Source organism: Cryptosporangium aurantiacum (assembly GCF_900143005.1).
GTDB classification, from domain to species: domain Bacteria; phylum Actinomycetota; class Actinomycetes; order Mycobacteriales; family Cryptosporangiaceae; genus Cryptosporangium; species Cryptosporangium aurantiacum.
On the sequence record NZ_FRCS01000031.1, the window covers coordinates 1 to 18,175 of the forward strand.

General features: G+C 70.7%; 16 protein-coding genes and 2 pseudogenes. 9 read left to right on the forward strand and 9 right to left on the reverse strand.

Annotated elements, in window-relative coordinates:
• Positions 1-866 precede the first annotated feature (866 nt).
• The 4 genes from BUB75_RS42480 (at position 867) to BUB75_RS42495 (ending at position 3,921) form a co-directional block, all read left to right on the forward strand.
• Positions 867-1,328, forward strand: a complete 462-nt coding sequence (locus BUB75_RS42480) for a hypothetical protein (protein WP_073266309.1) — start codon at positions 867-869, stop codon at positions 1,326-1,328.
• Positions 1,329-1,406: 78 nt separating this feature from the next.
• The gene (gene pheA / locus BUB75_RS42485; RefSeq protein WP_073266311.1) at positions 1,407-2,342 is read left to right on the forward strand and encodes a prephenate dehydratase; all 936 of its coding nucleotides are present in this window, start codon (positions 1,407-1,409) and stop codon (positions 2,340-2,342) included.
• Positions 2,342-2,971, forward strand: a complete 630-nt coding sequence (locus BUB75_RS42490; protein WP_073266313.1) for a histidine phosphatase family protein — start codon at positions 2,342-2,344, stop codon at positions 2,969-2,971. Before pheA ends, BUB75_RS42490 begins: the two co-directional genes overlap by 1 nt.
• A gap of 179 nt (positions 2,972-3,150) precedes the next feature.
• A complete protein-coding gene (locus BUB75_RS42495) occupies positions 3,151-3,921 on the forward strand; it encodes an IucA/IucC family C-terminal-domain containing protein (RefSeq protein WP_073266315.1) in 771 nt (256 codons plus the stop codon).
• 151 nt (positions 3,922-4,072) lie between these two features.
• Here the strand turns inward: BUB75_RS42495 and BUB75_RS42500 are convergent, their stop codons facing one another.
• From BUB75_RS42500 to BUB75_RS42520, 5 genes are read right to left on the reverse strand one after another with little or no spacing between them, the layout of a single operon-like run.
• Positions 4,073-4,807: an AIM24 family protein gene (locus BUB75_RS42500; RefSeq protein WP_073266317.1), complete on the reverse strand. Its 735-nt coding sequence runs from the start codon at positions 4,805-4,807 to the stop codon at positions 4,073-4,075.
• 57 nt (positions 4,808-4,864) lie between these two features.
• On the reverse strand, positions 4,865-5,200 hold the full coding sequence (locus BUB75_RS42505) for a metallopeptidase family protein (protein WP_073266389.1): 336 nt from the start codon (positions 5,198-5,200) through the stop codon (positions 4,865-4,867).
• A gap of 18 nt (positions 5,201-5,218) precedes the next feature.
• Entirely contained in the window at positions 5,219-7,147 is a 1,929-nt protein-coding gene (locus tag BUB75_RS42510) for an acetoacetate--CoA ligase (protein WP_073266319.1), read from the reverse strand.
• A gap of 1 nt (position 7,148) precedes the next feature.
• On the reverse strand, positions 7,149-7,835 hold the full coding sequence (locus tag BUB75_RS42515) for a DNA alkylation repair protein (protein WP_073266322.1): 687 nt from the start codon (positions 7,833-7,835) through the stop codon (positions 7,149-7,151).
• Positions 7,836-7,862: 27 nt separating this feature from the next.
• Positions 7,863-9,311, reverse strand: coding sequence for a GuaB1 family IMP dehydrogenase-related protein (locus BUB75_RS42520; RefSeq protein ID WP_073266324.1), 1,449 nt, complete (start codon positions 9,309-9,311; stop codon positions 7,863-7,865).
• Positions 9,312-9,493: 182 nt separating this feature from the next.
• Here BUB75_RS42520 and BUB75_RS42525 point away from each other — a divergent pair, with 182 nt between their 5' ends.
• The 4 genes from BUB75_RS42525 (at position 9,494) to BUB75_RS42540 (ending at position 13,560) form a co-directional block, all read left to right on the forward strand.
• Entirely contained in the window at positions 9,494-10,522 is a 1,029-nt protein-coding gene (locus BUB75_RS42525; RefSeq protein WP_084742479.1) for a GNAT family N-acetyltransferase, read from the forward strand.
• 136 nt (positions 10,523-10,658) lie between these two features.
• A complete protein-coding gene (gene serS, locus BUB75_RS42530; RefSeq protein ID WP_073266326.1) occupies positions 10,659-11,915 on the forward strand; it encodes a serine--tRNA ligase in 1,257 nt (418 codons plus the stop codon).
• Entirely contained in the window at positions 11,912-12,727 is an 816-nt protein-coding gene (locus tag BUB75_RS42535; RefSeq protein ID WP_073266328.1) for an HAD family hydrolase, read from the forward strand. The genes serS and BUB75_RS42535 overlap by 4 nt, the downstream gene beginning before the upstream one ends.
• Positions 12,728-12,759: 32 nt before the next feature.
• Positions 12,760-13,560, forward strand: coding sequence for a Cof-type HAD-IIB family hydrolase (locus tag BUB75_RS42540; RefSeq protein ID WP_073266330.1), 801 nt, complete (start codon positions 12,760-12,762; stop codon positions 13,558-13,560).
• On the opposite strand, the gene BUB75_RS48970 is transcribed toward BUB75_RS42540, so the two are convergent.
• From BUB75_RS48970 to BUB75_RS42560, 4 genes and pseudogenes are all read right to left on the reverse strand, one after another.
• Positions 13,557-15,275 carry a substrate-binding and vWA domain-containing protein gene (locus tag BUB75_RS48970; protein ID WP_425430923.1) on the reverse strand — a complete coding sequence of 573 codons (1,719 nt, stop codon included), beginning with the start codon at positions 15,273-15,275 and terminating at the stop codon, positions 13,557-13,559. The two genes, BUB75_RS42540 and BUB75_RS48970, sit on opposite strands and share 4 nt — an antisense overlap.
• Before the next feature lie 400 nt (positions 15,276-15,675).
• Positions 15,676-15,891: pseudogene (locus tag BUB75_RS48975) on the reverse strand (hypothetical protein); the annotation flags it as partial.
• A pseudogene (locus BUB75_RS48980) lies at positions 15,849-16,661 on the reverse strand (serine/threonine-protein kinase); the annotation flags it as partial. The pseudogenes BUB75_RS48980 and BUB75_RS48975, both read right to left, overlap by 43 nt.
• A 103-nt stretch (positions 16,662-16,764) precedes the next feature.
• The gene (locus BUB75_RS42560) at positions 16,765-17,244 is read right to left on the reverse strand and encodes a PPOX class F420-dependent oxidoreductase (protein ID WP_073266332.1); all 480 of its coding nucleotides are present in this window, start codon (positions 17,242-17,244) and stop codon (positions 16,765-16,767) included.
• A gap of 117 nt (positions 17,245-17,361) precedes the next feature.
• Here BUB75_RS42560 and BUB75_RS42565 point away from each other — a divergent pair, with 117 nt between their 5' ends.
• Positions 17,362-18,174 (forward strand): HAD family hydrolase, encoded by an 813-nt coding sequence (locus BUB75_RS42565; RefSeq protein ID WP_178380125.1) that lies wholly within the window; start codon positions 17,362-17,364, stop codon positions 18,172-18,174.
• Position 18,175: the final 1 nt, after the last annotated feature.

An 18,175-nucleotide genomic window follows, 5' to 3' on the forward strand; every position in this document is an offset into this window, starting at 1 on the left:
GCGTACACCCCGGTTTCGTATGCCACGGCGGCCTTCCGGCCACGGCGCCCTCTACTGCACCCCCCGGCGCGGAGCTCGGGCTGCCGCTTCCGTTGTATCCAAAGTGGGCGCATCCAGGCGCCCTATAGGTCCCCCAGATGCGTCCACTCGCCGCGCTGGGTGGCCCGCGCCTCGCAACGATGCGCTCGGCGGCTCGCGAGAGCGAGCCCGAGGCCACATCGTTCCGCGGCGCTGAGCCGGCACCGCAGCCGCGCGCTCCAGCATCGGATCTACCGTTTCGCGGCACAGCGGCACAGCGGCGGCCGCGCGCACCGCGCCGCCACAAAGGGGCGGCGCGAGCCCCGCCGCTGGAGGCGGCCCCCGGACGGCCGGTCGACGGAAACCTTGGTGATCGGCCGTTCGGTGGGGGTCGGCGCGGCGGTCAGCCCGGGGACTAGTCGGTCACCGAGGCCATCAGGTCGCATTCTTTGAATCCAATTCAAGAATTCGCTCGCCACCGCCCATTGATTTCGCGGATTCCGCAATCGATCAAGTCCCGCGCCGGTGAGACGGAACCCGAAACTGCTGATACCTGGTACGACCAGAGCGCCCAATGTGACACATCCGTCCCACCCAGCGGGACAACCATTCGGGGTGACGCCACTCTTTGTCGCTCCCCTGCACGCATGCTGTAATGCCGTCTACTCTGGTGATGGGCGCATGGAGGTACACGCACATCGAATCCGCAGCGAAGGGCTTCAGCGGACCGACGGACGGGTAGTTCCGCCCACAGGCTGGTGAACGGCGGCCGGCACCGGATCGGGCGGTACTGCCCTTCGCCCGGCGGAGCGGGCCGGCAGTCCGTCGGGAGGAGGGCTCACGCCCACATGACCCACATCGACATGTCCGTCGCTGCCTCCGAGGTGGCCCCGGATGTCGTCCCGACGTTGCGACTTGTCGGAGGCGTCCGGCCGCTGGAGAACTGGCTGCAGACGGTGAGTGAAGCCGAAGAGCCCTGCCTGTTACTCGACCGGGATGGTGTCGTCCTGGCTGCGTCCTCGACCTGTCATGCCGTGCTCGGCGTCGTATCGGCCAGGGGCGGCCTCGTCGGGCGCGGCCTACTCGAAGACGTCATCGACCTGATCGATTTCAGCGCCGCCCGCACGCGTCTGCGCCCGGACGAGGTGGAACGTATCCCGCCGCTCTTCGCGCTGTCGACCGGCGCGCTGGCGCGGGGCCTGATGCGCATTCGATCGGGCACTAGCACGTGGACGCTCGACGCGATCGCGACACCGCTCCGCGTCGGCGGATCGGTACTGGGGTCCCTGACGTTCTTCCACCGGGTCTGATCCGCAGCGGTTCCCCTTCGCGCGGGCTAGCCCGAAATGTCGTCTCGGGGTGGCCTGCCGTCCGGATAGGCTCCGGGCATGTCTGCTGCGCTCACCCGATATGCCTATCTGGGACCCTCCGGCACGTTCACCGAGCAAGCGCTCCGAATGGTCCCCGAGGCAGCCGACGCCGAGCTAGTCCCGATGGTGACCGTGCCCGAGGCGCTCCGTGCGGTGCGGGACGGTGAGGCCGACGCCGCGCTGGTGCCGCTGGAGAACTCGGTCGAGGGCGCGGTGCCGCCGACCCTGGACGGTCTGGTCAGCGGTAAGCCGCTGATGATCAACCGTGAGGTCCTGCTCCCGGTCACGTTCAACCTGTACGCCGCTCCTGGCGCCGATCTTGGGTCGCTCAAGAACGTCGCGTCGCATCCCCACGGGCTCGCCCAGTGCCAGGGCTGGCTGCGCGAGCACGTCCCGGCGGCCGAGCTCGTGGCGTCGTCGTCCACCGCGGACGCCGCCGAGGGCGTCGTCCGGGGGGATTGGGACGCAGCGGTGTGCGCGCCGGTGGCCGGACAGCGTCACGGGCTGGTCGAGTTGGCCGTCAACGTGGCCGACAACGCGGCGGCCGTCACGCGCTTCGTCCTCGTCACCCTGCCGGGGCGTCCGCCGGCGCCGACCGGGGCCGACGTGACGTCGCTGGTCGCCTTTATCGCGCACGACCGCACCGGCGCGTTGCTCGAGGTGCTGACCGAGTTCGCCGTCCGCGGGATCAACCTGACCCGCATCGAGTCGCGTCCGACCAAGGAGCGGATGGGCAGATACTGCTTCTTCCTCGACTGTGACGGCCACATCGAGGACGCGCGGGTGGGCGAGGCGCTGATGGGTCTGCGACGGGTGTGCGCCGACGTGCGGTTCCTCGGCTCCTATCCGCGGGCCGGTGCCGATCACGAGGGTGACGGACGCGCCGAGCCGTCGGACGACGACTTCGCCGACGCCGCGGCGTGGCTGGACCGCGTCCGCGTCGGCGGGGCGTGATGCGGCGGCGAGGCTCTCGAAGGCTGATCATCGTCCGGCACGCGCAGAGCGAGGCCAACGCGATCGGAAGCCTGCACTGCACCGTTCCCGGGCCCGAGCTCACCGAGCAGGGCCGGGAACAGGCCGAAAAGCTCGTCGCGTCGCTGGCCGACGAGGACGTGCGGTCGGTGTGGTCGTCGACGATGACTCGTGCCCAGCAGACGGCAGAGCCGCTGGCCGCCGCTCGCGAGCTCGACTTACGGGTGCACGACGGCTTCAAGGAGTCGTACCTCGGTGACCTCCACGACCGGCGGGACGCCGAGGCGCACGAGGCGTTCGACGACGTCTACGCGTCCTGGTTGGTACGCGCGGAGCTGGAGAACCGGTGCCCCGGCGGTGGTGAGTCCGGTGCCGAGGTGCTCGGCCGCTGGCTCGGAGCACTCGACGAGGTGGTGGTGAGCCTGGACGACGGCGCCGCGGTGGTCGTCAGCCACGGCGCGGCAACCCGTCTCGCCGTCTCGCGACTCGCCCAGATAGAGCCGACGTGGGCCCTGACGCATCATTTACCGAATACCGGGCATATTGTCCTCGACGAGGAGGACGGGCGCTGGGCGTGCCGCAGCTGGGGCGGGCTCCGACCGGGCCTCTGAGAGCGCCGGGAAGTGAAACACGCCCGGCCGGGCGGGGCTGAGTCGCCCGGCCGGGCGTACCAAAGGTGACAAACTAGGTACGGCTCCCCTCGTACCCCAGCAGTTCCCTCTCTGGTGCGGTTAGGCTAACCTAACCTCATGACAAGGTCCAGAGGGTGCCTCGATGTGGGGGTCGTGCGATGACGCTGCCGCCCTCGATCGCGCCTCGACCTGCCGTGCATCTCCTCGCTGACGCGCACGCGCTCCGCAGTTGGATCGTGCGTTACGGGGACCGGCACGGCAGCGCCCGGCTCCCGGTCGCGTCGGCGCTCGCGTTCAAGGCGTATACCTGGGCGCTGATCGACGTCGCCGTCGGCCGCTGGGTCACCGAGCGCCGGGTCGTGGACGTCTCGCAGTCGCGAGTGTGCGTCCAGATCGAGCCGGACGGCGAGCCGACGCTGGAGTTCCTCGCGCTGCACTACACGGTGCTGCCCGACGATCCGATGGCCGGCGAGTCCGGCGTGGACGTCGTCGCCACCGAGCGGGAAGTGCTCGACGTCCTGCGGCGAACGCTGGTCGAGAACCACCTAGTGCCTGCCGTCGAAGCGTTCCGGTCGCTGCGCGGAGGCGGCCCGCGACCGCTGTGGGGCACGGTCGCACAGTCGATGGGCTACCCGGCCGCGACCGCCGATCCGGCGTTGCTCGCCGATCGTGCCGACACCGTGCGGCAGCTGCTGTCGATTCTCCCTCCGGCTGCCGACGGGCTGGTCGAGATCGCCGAACTGGATGAAGGGCAGGGGTGGCGTCCGCTGCTGCTGCGGCGTACCTGCTGCTACGCGTACACGCTGCCGGCCTACGGCCAGCCGTGTCTCACCTGCTGCCTGTTGGACGACGCCGGCCGCGACGCCGTGGCGGCCGCCGACCAGGTGGCGTGGCGCCGCTGCGAGGGCTGCGGTCTCCACACCGACTAGCCGCCGGCACCCTGCCGCGCGGCGGCCGACAGCGCCCCGGCGCGCCCCGCGCGGCGCGGCGTCGTGTCTCGGCCCAATTGGCCGGGAACGCATGCGAGACAAGATCGGGCCGCGACCTCGGAAGAGGTCGCGGCCCGACGTATGTACGGCGTCAGTCGAACAGACCACCGAGCACGCCGCCGCTACTGCTCTGCTGGCCGCCACCGCCGGCGCCGAACCCGGCCGGCTGCTCGGACGGCTGCACCACGACGAAGCCCTGGCCGGCGAAGCTCATCGTGAACGCCTCACCGGTGGTGCGGCCGAGCAGCGTGCCCAGGCCGAGCTGGTCGGCGCGGTGGTACCCGGTCTGCAGCGACGCCGACCAGCACACCGCCGCCTGCGGGTCGGCGTAGGTCGGCTGGTCGACCCGCAGGACGACCGGCGTGCCCTTGCAGGTGACCGCGATCCGACCCTGGCCGGAGAAGACCGTGTTGAACGCACCCTGTGCGGAGAACATGCCTGCGCCCTGGACCATCTTGATGTCCCACTGCAGCGTCGGCTCGAACGCGAGCACGTTCGCGCCGTTGATCGTCAGACCGTCGTGCGGGCCCTCGAGGTCGATCAAGTAGATGTCGGATGCGGCGTCGGCGAGGAAAACGTCACCGTGGCCGACCGCCTTCATCAGCGGGACGCCCTCACCGGTGAGCTTCGACTTCAGGAACTTGCTGAGCCCACCGGAGCCCTGGGCCTGGAACTGGACGTTTCCCTGGTACGCGACCATCGAGCCGACTCGGGCGAACACCTCGCCGCGCAGCTCCACCTTCAGAAGCTTCGAGTTCTGCAGTCGCAGGCCCGGCTGCGCCGACTCCTGCTCCATGTTCGAGGCGGCGAACAGTTCAGAGCGCATGGTTTTCCCTCCACTGACAGTGGCTTCAGGGTAGAACCCACCAGCCAGCGGAGACTCTCAGGCCCAACCGAGTTCGTGCAGGCGCTCGTCCGGGATGCCGAAATGGTGGGCGATCTCGTGGACGACGGTGATCGCGACCTCGTCGACCACGTCTTCCTCGGTCTCGCAGATCCTGAGCGTGGGGTTGCGGAAGATCGTGATCCGGTCCGGGAGCACGCCGGAGTAGTCCCACCCACGGTCGGTCAGCGCGTGGCCCTCGTAGAGCCCGAGCAGCCCTGGCTCGGGAGCGTCGTCCTCGACCAGGACGACAACGTTGCTCATCCGGTCGAGCAACTCCGCGGGAATGGCGTCCAGTGCATCTCCGACGAGTTCTTCGAAACGCTCCCGGCTCATCTCGACCACGGAACCAGCCTACGGCCGGTACTCGTCGAGGATGTCGGGGTCGACCAGCGCACCACGGTTCGCGACCTTGTCCGGGTCGGCGCCGAGCAGGATCCGCCGCACCGGCACCTCCAGCTTCTTGCCGGACAGCGTCCTGGGTACGCCGCGGACCACGCGGGTCTCGTCCGGGACGTGGCGCGGAGACAGCTCCGAGCGCAGCGTCGAGCGCAGCCGGGCGATCACCTCGTCGTCCAGCGTCTCGCCGGCCGCGGGAACGACGAAGAGCAGCAGCCGGCCTTCCGAGCCGAGCTGCCCGGTGTCGACGACCAGCGAGTCCGCGATCTCGGCGAAACCCTCGACGATCCGGTAGAAGTCGGCGGTGCCCATCCGGACGCCACCCCGGTTGAGCGTCGAGTCGGACCGTCCGTAGACCACCGCACCACCGTCGGGGCGGATGCGGACCCAGTCGCCGTGCCGCCAGACACCCGGGAACATGTCGAAGTACGCCTCGCGGTACCGGGAGCGGTCGGCGTCGTTCCAGAACATGACCGGCATCGACGGCATCGGCGCGGTGACCACGAGCTCGCCGACTTCGTCGACGAGCGGCTTGCCTGCGGGGTCGTACGCCTCGACGCGAGCGCCGAGCTGGCGGCAGGGCAGCACGCCCGCGCGCACCGGCAGCAGCGGCACCGAGCCGAGGAACGCGGTGCAGACGTCCGTGCCGCCGGAGACCGACCCGAGCAGGACGTCGGAGCCGACCCGCTCGTACACCCAGGCGAAACCCTCGGGCGGGAGCGGCGACCCGGTCGAGCCCACGAAGCGCAACGCGGACAGGTCCAACTCGTCGGCCGGGCGCAGGTCCTGCTTGGCGCCGGCGGTGAGGAACGCCGCGCTCACCCCGAAGTGGGTGATGCGGGTGTCGGCCGCGAGCCGCCAGAGCGCCAGCGGGTCGGGATGGGCCGGGCTGCCGTCGTAGAGCACGGTCGTCGAGCCGACGAGCAAGCCGCCGACCAGCAGGTTCCACATCATCCAGCCGGTCGTGGTGAACCAGAACAGGGTGTCGTCCTGGCCGACGTCAACGTGCAGCGACAGTTCCTTGAGGTGCTCCAGCACGATGCCACCGTGGCCCTGGACGATCGGTTTGGGCAGGCCGGTGGTGCCGGACGAGTAGAGCACCCAGAGCGGATGTTCGAACGGGACCTCGGTGAACTCCGGCTCGCGAGCGGACGTCCCGGCGCCCAGCGAGGCCCAGGAGACTGCGGCGGTGCCCGGGACGGCGTCCAAATCGGCTACGAGAACCAGGGCGCGGAGGTTCGGCAGGGCAGCGGCGATCGACGCGACAGCGTCGCTCCGGTCGAAGGACCGGCCGTTGTACCGGTACTCGTCGACGGCGAGAAGTACCGCGGGTTCGATCTGGGCGAAGCGGTCGACGACCGCGGAGACGCCGAAATCGGGTGAGCAGGACGACCAGATCGCCCCGAGGCTCGCGGTGGCGAGGAAGCCGATCACGGCCTCCGGGATGTTCGGCAGGTAGGCGGCGACCCGGTCACCCTGGCCGACGCCGAGTTCGCGCAGGCCGGCGGCTACCCGGGCCACCTCGCGGTTCAGCTCGCCGTACGTGATCGGGCGGCGTTCACCGGACTCGTCGGTGGCGATCAGGGCAACCCGCGCGGGGTCGTGCCGGAGCGCGTTGCGGGCGTAGTTGAGCGTGCTGCCGGCGAACCAGTGGACGTCGGGCATCTCGTGGCCGGTGACGACCGGGCCGTTCGCGTGGAAGCCGAGGACGTCGAAGTGGGTCCAGATCGAGTTCCAGAAGCCTTCGAGGTCGGTTACCGACCACTGCCAGAGGGTGTCGTAGTCGCCGTCGAGGCCGATGCGGCTCTGGTACGCGGTGATGTGGGCGCGGGCCTGGACCTGGTCGCTCGGGCTCCACAGCAGTGCGCCTTCGGTGACGTCCATGTCACATATTCTTCAGCGCTTCCCGGCGGGAGAGGGGGGAAAGCCGATCCTCGTGCGCGTCGACGTAGGCGCGGACCCAGCCCGGGTCGGTCCAGGCGTACTGCCGCAGCGCCCAGCCGATCGCCTTCCGCAGGAAGAAGTCACGGTCGGTGAGGTTCGGTTCGATCACGTCGGCGAGCAGCGCCAGGTCGGTGTCGGCCTTGAACGTGAGCTGGGACAGGATCGCGGTCCGGCGTAGCCACTTGTCAGGGTCGGTGCTCCAGGTGCGGATCAACGGCTCGACGTGGTGCCGGTCGGCGCGCAGGATCGGGCCGACGCGGTTGCTCGCGAGCTCGTCGACGTAGTCCCACCAGGCGCCGTCGACGATCAGTTCGCGGTAGAGCGGCAGCGTCTCCCGGTCCTGGTAGGGGCGAGCGCTCCGGTGGCCGGTCAGCGCGATCGCGGCGTAGCGCTCCTCGCGGTACGTGGCGCCGTGCCAGAGTTCGCGGACCGCGGCTTCCCACTCGTTGCGGTCCGCGAGCTGGTGATCGTTGAAGACGAGCTTGAGCACCGCGGCCCGCGGTGTCTTCTGGACGCCGAGGAACGGCATCGTCGACTTCATGTAGGCCTGCATGCCGGGCGCCTTCGCCGGGTCCGCTACCTCCACGAGGCCGGAGCGGACCGCGGCGACGAGCGCATCGACGGGCATGGGCACGAAGTATGGCGGAGCCGACGGCTACCAGCTCGTGCGGAGCGGTCGGCCCTCGTCGTAACCGGCGGTGGACTGGATGCCGACGACGGCCCGCTCGTGCAGCTCCTCCAGTGATGTGGCGCCCGCGTACGTGCAGGCCGACCGCAGACCGGCGACGATCTGGTCGATGACGTCCTCGACGCCCGGCCGCTCGGGGTCGATGTACATCTTCCCGGAGCTGATGCCCTCCTCGAACAGTGCCTTGCGGGCACGGTCGAACGCCGACTCGGTGCGGGTGCGGTGCCGGACCGCGCGGGACGACGCCATGCCGAACGACACCTTGTAGAGCCGTCCGTCGCCGTCCTGCTGCAGGTCGGCGGCGCTCTCGTAGGTGCCGGCCAGCCAGGAGCCGACCATCACGTTGGCGGCACCGGCCGCCAGCGCGAGCGCGATGTCACGCGGGTGTCGGACGCCGCCGTCGGCCCACACGTGCTTGCCGTGCCTGCGGGCCTCCGCGGCGCACTCCAGGACCGCGGAGAACTGCGGACGGCCGACGCCGGTCATCATCCGCGTCGTGCACATGGCGCCCGGGCCGACGCCCACCTTGACGATGTCGGCGCCGGCGTCGATGAGGTCCTTCGTGCCTGCGGCCGTGACCACGTTGCCCGCGACGACCGGGACGTGCGGGTCGATCGAGCGAACCGCGCGGACGGCGGCGAGCATCTTCTCCTGGTGACCGTGTGCGGTGTCCACTACCAGGACGTCCGTTCCGGCGTCGAGCAGCGCACGCGCCTTGCCTGCGACGTCGCCGCTGATGCCGATCGCGGTGCCGACCCGCAGCTTCCCGTTCGCGTCCAGCGCCGGGGTGTAGAGCGTGCTGCGCAGGGCTCCGGTGCGGGTGATGACGCCGACCAGGCCGCCGTCGGCGTTCACGACCGGCGCCAGCCTGCGGCGGGAGTCGTGGAGCGTCCCGTAGGCCTTGTCCATCGGGGTGCCCTCGGTGATCGTCAGCAGCTCGCTGCTCATCACCTCTTCGACCTGCGTGAACCGGTCGACGCCGGAGCAGTCGGCCGGGGTGACGACGCCGACCGGCCGGTCACCGTCGAGCACGATCGCGGCCTCGTGGGCACGCTTGTGGATGAGCGCCAGCGCGTCACCGGCCGTGTCGTGGCGGTTCAGCGTCACCGGCGTCTCGTAGACGACGTGTCGCTGCTTGACCCATTCGACGACGCTCGCGACGACGTCCAGCGGGATGTCCTGCGGAATGATCGTCAGCCCACCGCGGCGGGCGGTGGTCTCGGCCATCCGGCGTCCGGCGATCGCGGTCATGTTCGCGACGACGAGCGGGATGGTCGTACCGATCCCGTCGACGGTGCGGAGGTCGACGTCGAGGCGGGAGCCGACGTCCGACCGGGCCGGGACCATGAAGACGTCGTTGTAGGTCAGGTCAGCTGTCGGCGTATTCGGGCCGCCGGAGGCCTGGAGAAACTGCACGTTCTGCCATGGTACTGGGTGTTCACCGACAGTGTTGTGACTCAGTCCACTCGGACATTCTTCGTTTTCTGACTGCGGTCACCCTCCTGGAACGATCCCGTAATCCGGTCCGCCGAGGATTGGTCCCGTCACCGGCTCCACTGCCGCAACCCGGGGACGCCAGATGACTCCAGGGGGACTTCGTGACGCTTTGGCACATTCGTACCGTTGTTGATGACGAGCCGGGCCGGCTGGCCGCGCTCGCCGGGAGCCTGGCCGACCTGTCGGTCAACATCCTGTCGGTGCAGGTCCACCCCGTCGTGGCCGGCGCGGTCGACGACTTTGTGGCCGACGCTCCGCCGGAACTGACCGAGGAGGACCTGGCAGCGGCGGTCGCGGCCGGGGGCGGACGCCGCGCGACGGTCCGTCCCGCCGACGTCCACGGCCTGGCCGATCCGCCGACCAGGGCGCTGCAGCTCGCCGCCCGGCTGGTGCGGGACCCGGAGAGCCTTCCGCTGGCCCTGTCCGACCTGCTCGACGGCAGCGCGGTCTCATGGTCGCCGGCGGGGGTGCCGGTAGCCGAGGACGGCTTCTGCTTGCGTGATCCGCGCGGCGGGCACCTGCGCGTGGCCCGGATGGACGCCCGGCTGACGCCGTCGGAGGCCGCTCGGGCCCGCGCGCTGGCCGACCTGGCGACGCTGCTCGCTGCCTCCGGGGAAGACGTCGTCACCTGGCGCCGGGCCGGGGTCGGCGACCTGGACGCGATCGCCGACATGCACACGCGCTGCTCGGACGAGACGCGCTTCCGCCGGTACCACTCCGGGGTTTCGCGCCTGACCGCGCGGCAGCTCGCGCGCCTGGTGAACCCGCGGCTGGGCGTCGCGCTGGTCGGTGAGGCGCCGGACGGCCGGATCGTCGCGCTCGGGAACCTGATGTGGTGCGGTTCGGACGATACGACGCCGGCCGAGCTGGGCCTGCTGGTGGAGGACGCCTGGCAGTCCCGGGGGCTCGGCACCGCGGTGACCCGGCGGCTGCTCGCCGCGGCGCTGGATGCCGAGTGCGATCAGGTGCACGCGTTGGTTCGGCCCGACAACGTGCCGATGCTGCGGCTGCTGGCCGGTCTGGGCCTGCCGACCCACCGTCGCTACGAGGACCGAACCCTCACCGTCACCGTGGACCTCAGTGGGCGGCCCGCTGAGAGCGACGCTGCCGGCCGTCTCGGTCGGTTGTGACCACAGAACGGTCACGGCCCTCCCTGCGACGGAGCGGCAGCGCCGCTCTCAGCGGGCTCCATGAATCGAACCTCGGCGGCTGCAGGCCGCCGATTATCGTGAAGAGCGGGAGCGCGGTCGCTTGTAGGCTGGGGCGGTGATCGATCTTCGCTTGCTCAGGGACAATCCGGACCTCGTACGCGCCAGCCAGCGGGCTCGCGGAGAGTCCGAGTCCCTGGTGGACGAGCTGCTCGCAGCCGACGAGAAGCGCCGGGCCGCGGTGGCCAAGGCCGACTCGCTGCGCGGCGAGCAGAAGGCGGTCTCGAACAAGGTCAAGGCGGCATCGAAGGACGAGCGTCCGGCGCTGGTCGCCGCCGCTCGCGAGCTCGCGGCGACGGTCAAGGCCGCGGAGTCGGAGCAGGGTGAAGCCGACGCGGCGCTCCGTGAGGCCCACCTCGCGGTGCCGAACATCGTCGAGGACGGCGTGCCGGTCGGCGGCGAGGACGACTACGTCGTACTGCGCGAGGTCGGAACGATCCCCGGCCTGGAGAACCCGCTCGACCACCTCGCGATCGGCGAGAAGCTCGGCGCCATCGACATGGAGCGGGGCAGCAAGGTCGGCGGCTCGCGGTTCTTCTTCCTCACCGGCGTCGGCGCGCTGCTCGAGCTCGCGCTGCTCAACATGGCGATCGCCCAGGCTGTCGAGTACGGCTTCACGCCGATGATCACGCCGACGCTGGTCAAGCCCGAGATCATGGGCGGCACCGGTTTCCTCGGCGCGCACGCCGACGAGATCTACCGGCTCGAAGCCGACGACCTCTACCTGGTCGGCACCAGCGAGGTCGCGCTGGCCGGCTATCACGCCGACGAGATCATCGACCTCTCGAACGGCCCTAAGCGCTACGCCGGCTGGTCGACCTGCTATCGGCGCGAGGCGGGCTCGTACGGGAAGGACACTCGCGGGATCATCCGTGTCCACCAGTTCGACAAGGTGGAGATGTTCTCCTACACCACGCTGGAGGCGTCGCAGGAGGAGCACCAGCGCCTGCTCGCGTGGGAGGAGGAGATGTTGGCCAAGGTCGAGATCCCCTATCGCGTGATCGACGTCGCCGCCGGTGACCTGGGCTCGTCGGCAGCTCGCAAGTTCGACTGCGAGGCCTGGCTGCCGAGCCAGAGCCGGTACCTCGAGCTCACGTCGACGTCGAACTGCACCGACTTCCAGGCCCGCCGGCTCAACATCCGGCACCGCGGCCCGAGCGGGAAGCCGGAGCCGGTCGCGACGCTCAACGGCACGCTGGCGACCACCCGCTGGATCGTCGCGATCCTGGAGAACCACCAGCAGCCGGACGGTTCGGTGAAGGTTCCGGAGGCGCTTCGGCCGTTCTTGGGTGGCCGGGACGTGCTCGCTCCGTGAGGCGACGTCTCGACCCCGGCTGGCGTCCCAAGCTCGTCGCTCTCGACCTGGACGGAACGGTCGTGCCCTACGGGCCGGCAGGCACGCGGCCCAGCCTGGCGGTCGCGGCCGCGGTCGGCCGGGTGATCGACGCCGGTGTGCCGGTCGTCGTCGCGACCGGCCGTGCGGTGCCGGACGCCGTTGATACCGCTGTTGCGCTCGGCATCCGCGGTGTCGAGCTGGTGTGCACGAACGGCGCGGTGGTGTATGACGCCACGGAAGCTCGGATCACGCATCGAGTGACGGTGGACATCGCGCCGGCCGCCGCGGCGCTCGCTGCGCGCATCCCGGAGGCGGTGTTCGCCGCCGAGCGTGATCCGCACGGGTTCGTGACGACCGACGGCTTCCACCGCGAGTTCACGGTCGGCCGCGAGGAGGTCGTCGACCTCGCGACGCTGGTCTCCGAACCGGTCGTCCGGCTGGTGTGCGTGGCGCCCGGCTGGGACGCCGTCGCGATGGGCGCGGTCGCCGCCGAGGTGCTCGACCCCGCGCAGTACAGCTGGGACCTCGGTTACAGCGCCTGGCTCGACGTCCAGGCGCCGGGCGTCTCGAAGGCCACCGGCACCGCGATGGTCTGCGAGGACCTCGGCGTCGACCCGGCCGACGTGCTCGCGATCGGTGACGGCACGAACGACATCGAGCTGTTCAAGTGGGCCGGTTGGGCGGTGGCGATGGGGCAGGCGCTGGAGGTCGTCCAGGACGCCGCCGACGAGGTCACCGACCCGGTCGAGCTGGACGGCTGCGCGACGGCGCTCGGCCGGTGGTTTCCCTAAGTGCTGGCGGCCGCTCGGTCGATGGGAGCAAGGTGCCCGTTTTGCCCGCGCTGGTGGCCACTGATCTGGACGGCACACTGATCCGTTCCGATGGAACCGTGTCGGCCTACACCCACGACGTGTTGCGCCGGGTGCGGGACGCCGGTGTCGAGGTCGTCGGCGTGACCGGACGCGGCCCCAGGCTCCGCACGCTCTCCGCGGCGGCCGTCGACGTCTCGCGGTACCTGGTGTGCGCGCAGGGCGGGTTCGTGCTCGACCTGGAGACCGGCGGTGTGCTGAAGGCGACGAAGATCGCCGGCGCGGTCGCCGCCCAGGCCGTGCAGATGATCGAGGAACGGGTCGGGCCGGTGCTGGTCACGGTGGAAGCCGGCGAAGTCGACCACGCCCCGCTGCACGGCGACCCGTCGTTCGAATGGCCGTTCCCCGACCCCTGGGAGCCCGCGGACCGGGAGACGATGTTCTCCGGCGAGCTGCTGAAGCTGTTCGTCGCCAAGCCCGGCTTGGACGTCGAGGAGTTCTTCGCGGTGGCCAGGACAGCGGTGCCGGACGTGATCGGTGAGGTCACGTACGCCGGGCTGGGGTTCCTGGAGATCTGTCCGACCGGTGTCACGAAGGCGGCCGGGCTCGCGGTCGTGTGCGACCGGGTCGGGGTGGCCGCGGCGGACGTGCTGGCGTTCGGCGACATGCCCAACGACGTCCCGATGCTGGCCTGGGCCGGGCGGGGCGTCGCGGTGGCGAACGCGCATCCGGAGCTGAAAGCGGTCGCGGACGAGGTCACCCGCTCCAACGACGAGGACGGCGTCGCCCGCTACCTCGAAGCGCTCCTCGCCTAGAAGTTCGACATCACGTCGCCGAGGACGGACTCGATGTTGCGGGGGTCGTTGGACTGGTAATAGCGGCCGCCGGTCGCCATCGCCATCTGGTTCAGCACGTTCTTTCCCGTCGCGCTCAGGTCGTTGCCGAACGCGATCGGGTACACCCGCACGGCCGGCTGCCCGGACTTCGGACGCAGCTCGGCCAGCAGCGTTGCCGGGCTGATGCTGCCGGGGTCCTGGTTGTCGCCGTCGGTGAGCAGGACGACCGCGTTGATGCCGTCGGCGTCGGACTGCGACCGCACGGCGTCGACGGCCGCCCGCGCGGTGTCGTACAGGCCGGTGGCGTTCGCCGGTCGCAGGCTCTTCAGCGCACGGGTCAGCGCTTCCTCGTCCTTCATGCTGAGCGGGACGAGCTGGCGATGGTCGACCGTTCCGGCCAGATGGGTGGAGAACTCCCAGAGCCCGACCGCGTCGTTGGACCCGAAGTACGAGAGCGACGCCGCGGCGGCCTGCGTGGCCAGCTGTAATCGGGTGGAGTTCGTGCCGGCGACCTTCTCCTTCATCGAACCCGACGTGTCCAGGACGACCAGCACGTTCGCCTGCCGGTTCAGGTCGCGCCAGGCGGTGAGCAGCGCTGCCACCGCGGCGGGCTGCGGTGACGCGAACGTCGTCGCGGACTTCTCGCTGAGCAACCCACGCGATTTCGCGACCACGTCGGGGTCGAGCTGGTCGTCGCTGTCCCGGAAACCCGCCGCGCGGAACGTGGCCTGCTGGTCGTCGTCGAGCAGGAAGTCGAGGAAACGATCGGCCGCCGTGCGCTTCGCGGTGGTCACCCAGGGCGCGTCGATCACGCTGTCGACGGTGACGTACGGGTGGTCGGAGACCAGCGTCCCGTCGCGGGGGTGCATCGCGACCAGTTTCTGCTTCGGTGCGGGCAGGTGGCTGCTGCCCGCGCTCATCGGTTCGCCCTGGTTGTAGGCCCAGACGGTCTGCTCCTCGACGGCGAGCGCGGAGACCGACGACGGCTCGGACTGTTCCTCCTGCTGGCGCAGGGTGTCCAGGAACGTCAGCGTGGTGTCGCCGTAGCGGTCGGTCGACCGTTCCAGCGTCCGGAGGAACAGGCGCACGCTGGTGCGCTTCAAGTCGGATTCGACGTCCCCGGTGCGGCCGGGTGCGGCGAGGTAGGCGGCGAGCGTCGCGTGCAGTCCGGACGTGGAGACCAGCGGATTGGTGCGGGCGAACAGGAACGGAGTCGACGAGCCGCTGGCCGCTTTCCACGCGGCGTCGTTGCCGGCGTAGCGGGCGATGTCCTGCCAGCTGGGAGACTTGGTGGGCCAGCCGAGGGTCTTCGCGGTGGCCTCCGGGGCGGCGATCACCAGCGGTGAACGGGCCAGGCTCGGGGCCTTGGGCGGCGCACCGATCGCACCGACGTGTTGCCCGACCAGCCCCACCCAGACGCTGGACGCCGGGGACCAGACGTCCGGGCGGACGCCGTAGTCCGCGCTGGGCCAGCCCTTGGCCAGCGCCTCGACCGCCTCTCCGGACTTGACCGTGACGATCTGCACGTGGACGCACTTGCCATCGACCTCGGCCGGATCGGCGTTGTACCGGTCGGCGAGCGCACCGACGACACCGGCCTTCTCGGGCGACGCGGCGACGACGAGCGGCAGCTCGCCGCTGCAGCCGACGACCGAGTCGAGCAGGCTGCGGCCGGCGACGACGGTTCCGACCATGAGCACGAAGACGACGCCCGCGGCGACCGGGACGACCCAGCGGCGACGCTTGCGAGGCGCGTCCGGGGGCGGCACCGGAACGGGCGGTCCGGTCGGGGGTGGCGGTCCGCTCCGGGAGGTGGCGCCGGGGCGGGACCCGGAGGCGTACACGCTGGGGATCGGCACCGGGCTGCCCGGCGCGGACGGAACCCGCCCGGGTGTGGGCGGCGCCGGCGGCCGCCCCCCGGTCCGAGCCCCGGAAATCGGCGGCCCCGACACGGGCGGCCCGGAGATCGGTGGCCCGGAAATCGGCGGCCCCGACACGGGCGGCCCGGAGATCGGTGGCCCGGAAATCGGCGGCCCCGACACGGGCGGCCCGGAAATCGGCGGCCCGGAGATCGGCGGCCCGGAGATCGGCGGCCCGGAGATCGGCGGCCCGGAGATCGGCGGCCCGGAGATCGGCGGCCCGGAGATCGGCGGGCCTGAGACCGGGCGGCTCAGCTGGGACGGGATGAACAGCGGAGATCCGGACGTCGGCGTCACGGTCGTCGGCGGCGCCGACAGCGCCGCGGTGTCGCTGAGCACCCGCGCCAACTCGGCCGCGGACGGCCGGTGCGGCGGGTCCGGGTCGAGGCAGCGATCGACGGTCGCGGACAGGCTGTGCGGAAGCCCCGGTAAGTCGTACGCGAGCGACCGGTACCGCCCCGACTGGATCGCGGTGATCAGCGCTCCGAGCGTCTCCTGCTCGAACGGACGCCGTCCGGACAGGCTCTCGTAGAGCATGACGCCGAACGACCAGACGTCCGCAGGCGGCTCGGCCGCGTGCCCCTCCAGGCACTCGGGCGCGGTGTAGGCGAGCGTGCCGACGATGTCACCGGGCCGGGTCAGGCCGGTCGCCTCGGTCGACTTCGCGATGCCGAAGTCGGCCAGCTTCGCATCGCCGTCGCCGGTGAGCAGGACGTTCGCCGGTTTGATGTCGCGGTGGGTGACGCCGACCGAGTGCGCGGCCGCCAGCGCCCTGGCGACCCCGACCAGCGCGCCCGCCACCCGCTCCGGCGAGGGCCGCACACGGCTCATCTCGTCTTTCCAGCTGCCGCCGGTGAGGAGCTCCATCACCAGGAACGGCGTCCCGACCGCGACGTCGACGGTGTCGCGCTCGTTGATCCGCCCGACGTCGTGGACCGCGACGATGTTCGCGTGGTTCAGGCGGGCGGTGATGCGGGCCTCACGCTGGAAGCGTTCCGGCGTGGTGAGCGTGTCACCGGCCTCGACCAGAATCTTGATCGCGACCGGGCGGTCGAGGTGAACGTCGTGAGCGGCGTACACGGCACCGGTCGCCCCGCGACCTAGTACCCCACCGAGGACATAACGGTCTCCGAGGCGAGGTCCGGCGTCCTCTGATGTCACCCGACCCTCCCTCCACCGCTTGGCGACAGGATAGGCGGCAAGGGGGAGTGCACCGGCGCCGCGTCAGGCACCGTTCTGTCGGACTTCGGTCACACGTCCCGGTCTAGCTCGACCCACCGAACTGGTCGGCGAGACGTGGCGGGAAACCACCGGTGGAAATCGGGCTCCACCGCTCGATCGTGATCCGGATGAGGCATTTGCCCTGCCGCTCCATCGCGGTCCGGTAGCCGTCCCAGTCCGGGTGTTCACCGGAGATGACCCGGTAGTACTCGACCAGCGGTTCCAGGGCCTCGGGCAGGTCGAGCACCTCGGCGACGCCGTCCACCTGGACGTACGGCCCGTTCCAGTCGGACGAGAGCACGCAGATGCTCGCCCTGGCGTCACGGCGGGCGTTGAGCGACTTCGCGCGGTCGGGATAGGTCGACACCACGATGCGGCCGTCGACGTCCACCCCGCAGGTGACCGGCGACAGTTGCGGCCGACCGTCTTTCCGCGTGGTCGCGAGCAGGCCGTGGTGGCGGTGTCGCAGAAACGTCAGCAACGTGTCCCGGTCCACCACGTCGGCGGTCGCGTAGTTCGGCACGCGGACAGCCTAACCACCAATTCGTCGCCCAAACCCCCAGCGAACCACGGATCCCGTCCATGTTCTGACATCGAGGCGGTGGGTTGTGTCCCCGCGTGTAAGGCTTGAGGTGTGTTCGTGCCCAAGCTGGTCGCCACCGATCTCGACGGAACGCTGCTGCGATCGGACCTGACCGTCTCGGACCGGACGCTGGCGACGTTCGAGCGCCTCGAGCAACTCGGTATCACGCTGGTCTTCGTCACCGGCCGCCCGTGGCGCTGGATGGACCCGGTGCTCGCCCAGACCGGACGCCGTGGCCGCGTCGTCTGCGCCAACGGCGCAGTGGTGCTGGACGGGGCATCCGGCGAGGTGCTGCAGAACTGGACGATCCCTGCGGAGACGCTCCGCTCGGTCACCGGCGCGGTCCGGGAGGCGATTCCCGGCGCGATCTTCGCGGTCGAGCGCGGGCTGCGGATGATGCACGAGCCCGACTATCCGGTCCGGCACGACCTCGGTCGCACCGACGAGGACGAGGTCTCCTACGACGAGCTGGTCAGCGCGCCTGCCGAGAAGTTGCTCGTCCGCGCCCCCGACGTGGAGGCGGCCGAACTCTGGACGACGTGCGGCGGTCTGTTCGACGGGGCGGTCACGCCGACCCACTCGGGCTTCCGCGGTCTGATCGAGGTCTCCGCGGCCGGCGTCACGAAGGCCACCGGCCTCGCCTGGGTCGCCACACGCTGCGGCGTCGACCCGGACACCGTGCTCGCGTTCGGCGACATGCCCAACGACATCCCGATGCTCAGCTGGGCCGGGCGCGGCGTCGTCGTCGCCGGTGCCCACCCGGAAGCCGCCGCGGTCGCACACACGGTGACCACCGGGAACGACGCTGACGGGGTGGCGACCTACCTCGACGCCCTGCTGGACGAGGCAGACGCCGCCACCCCGCGCTGAG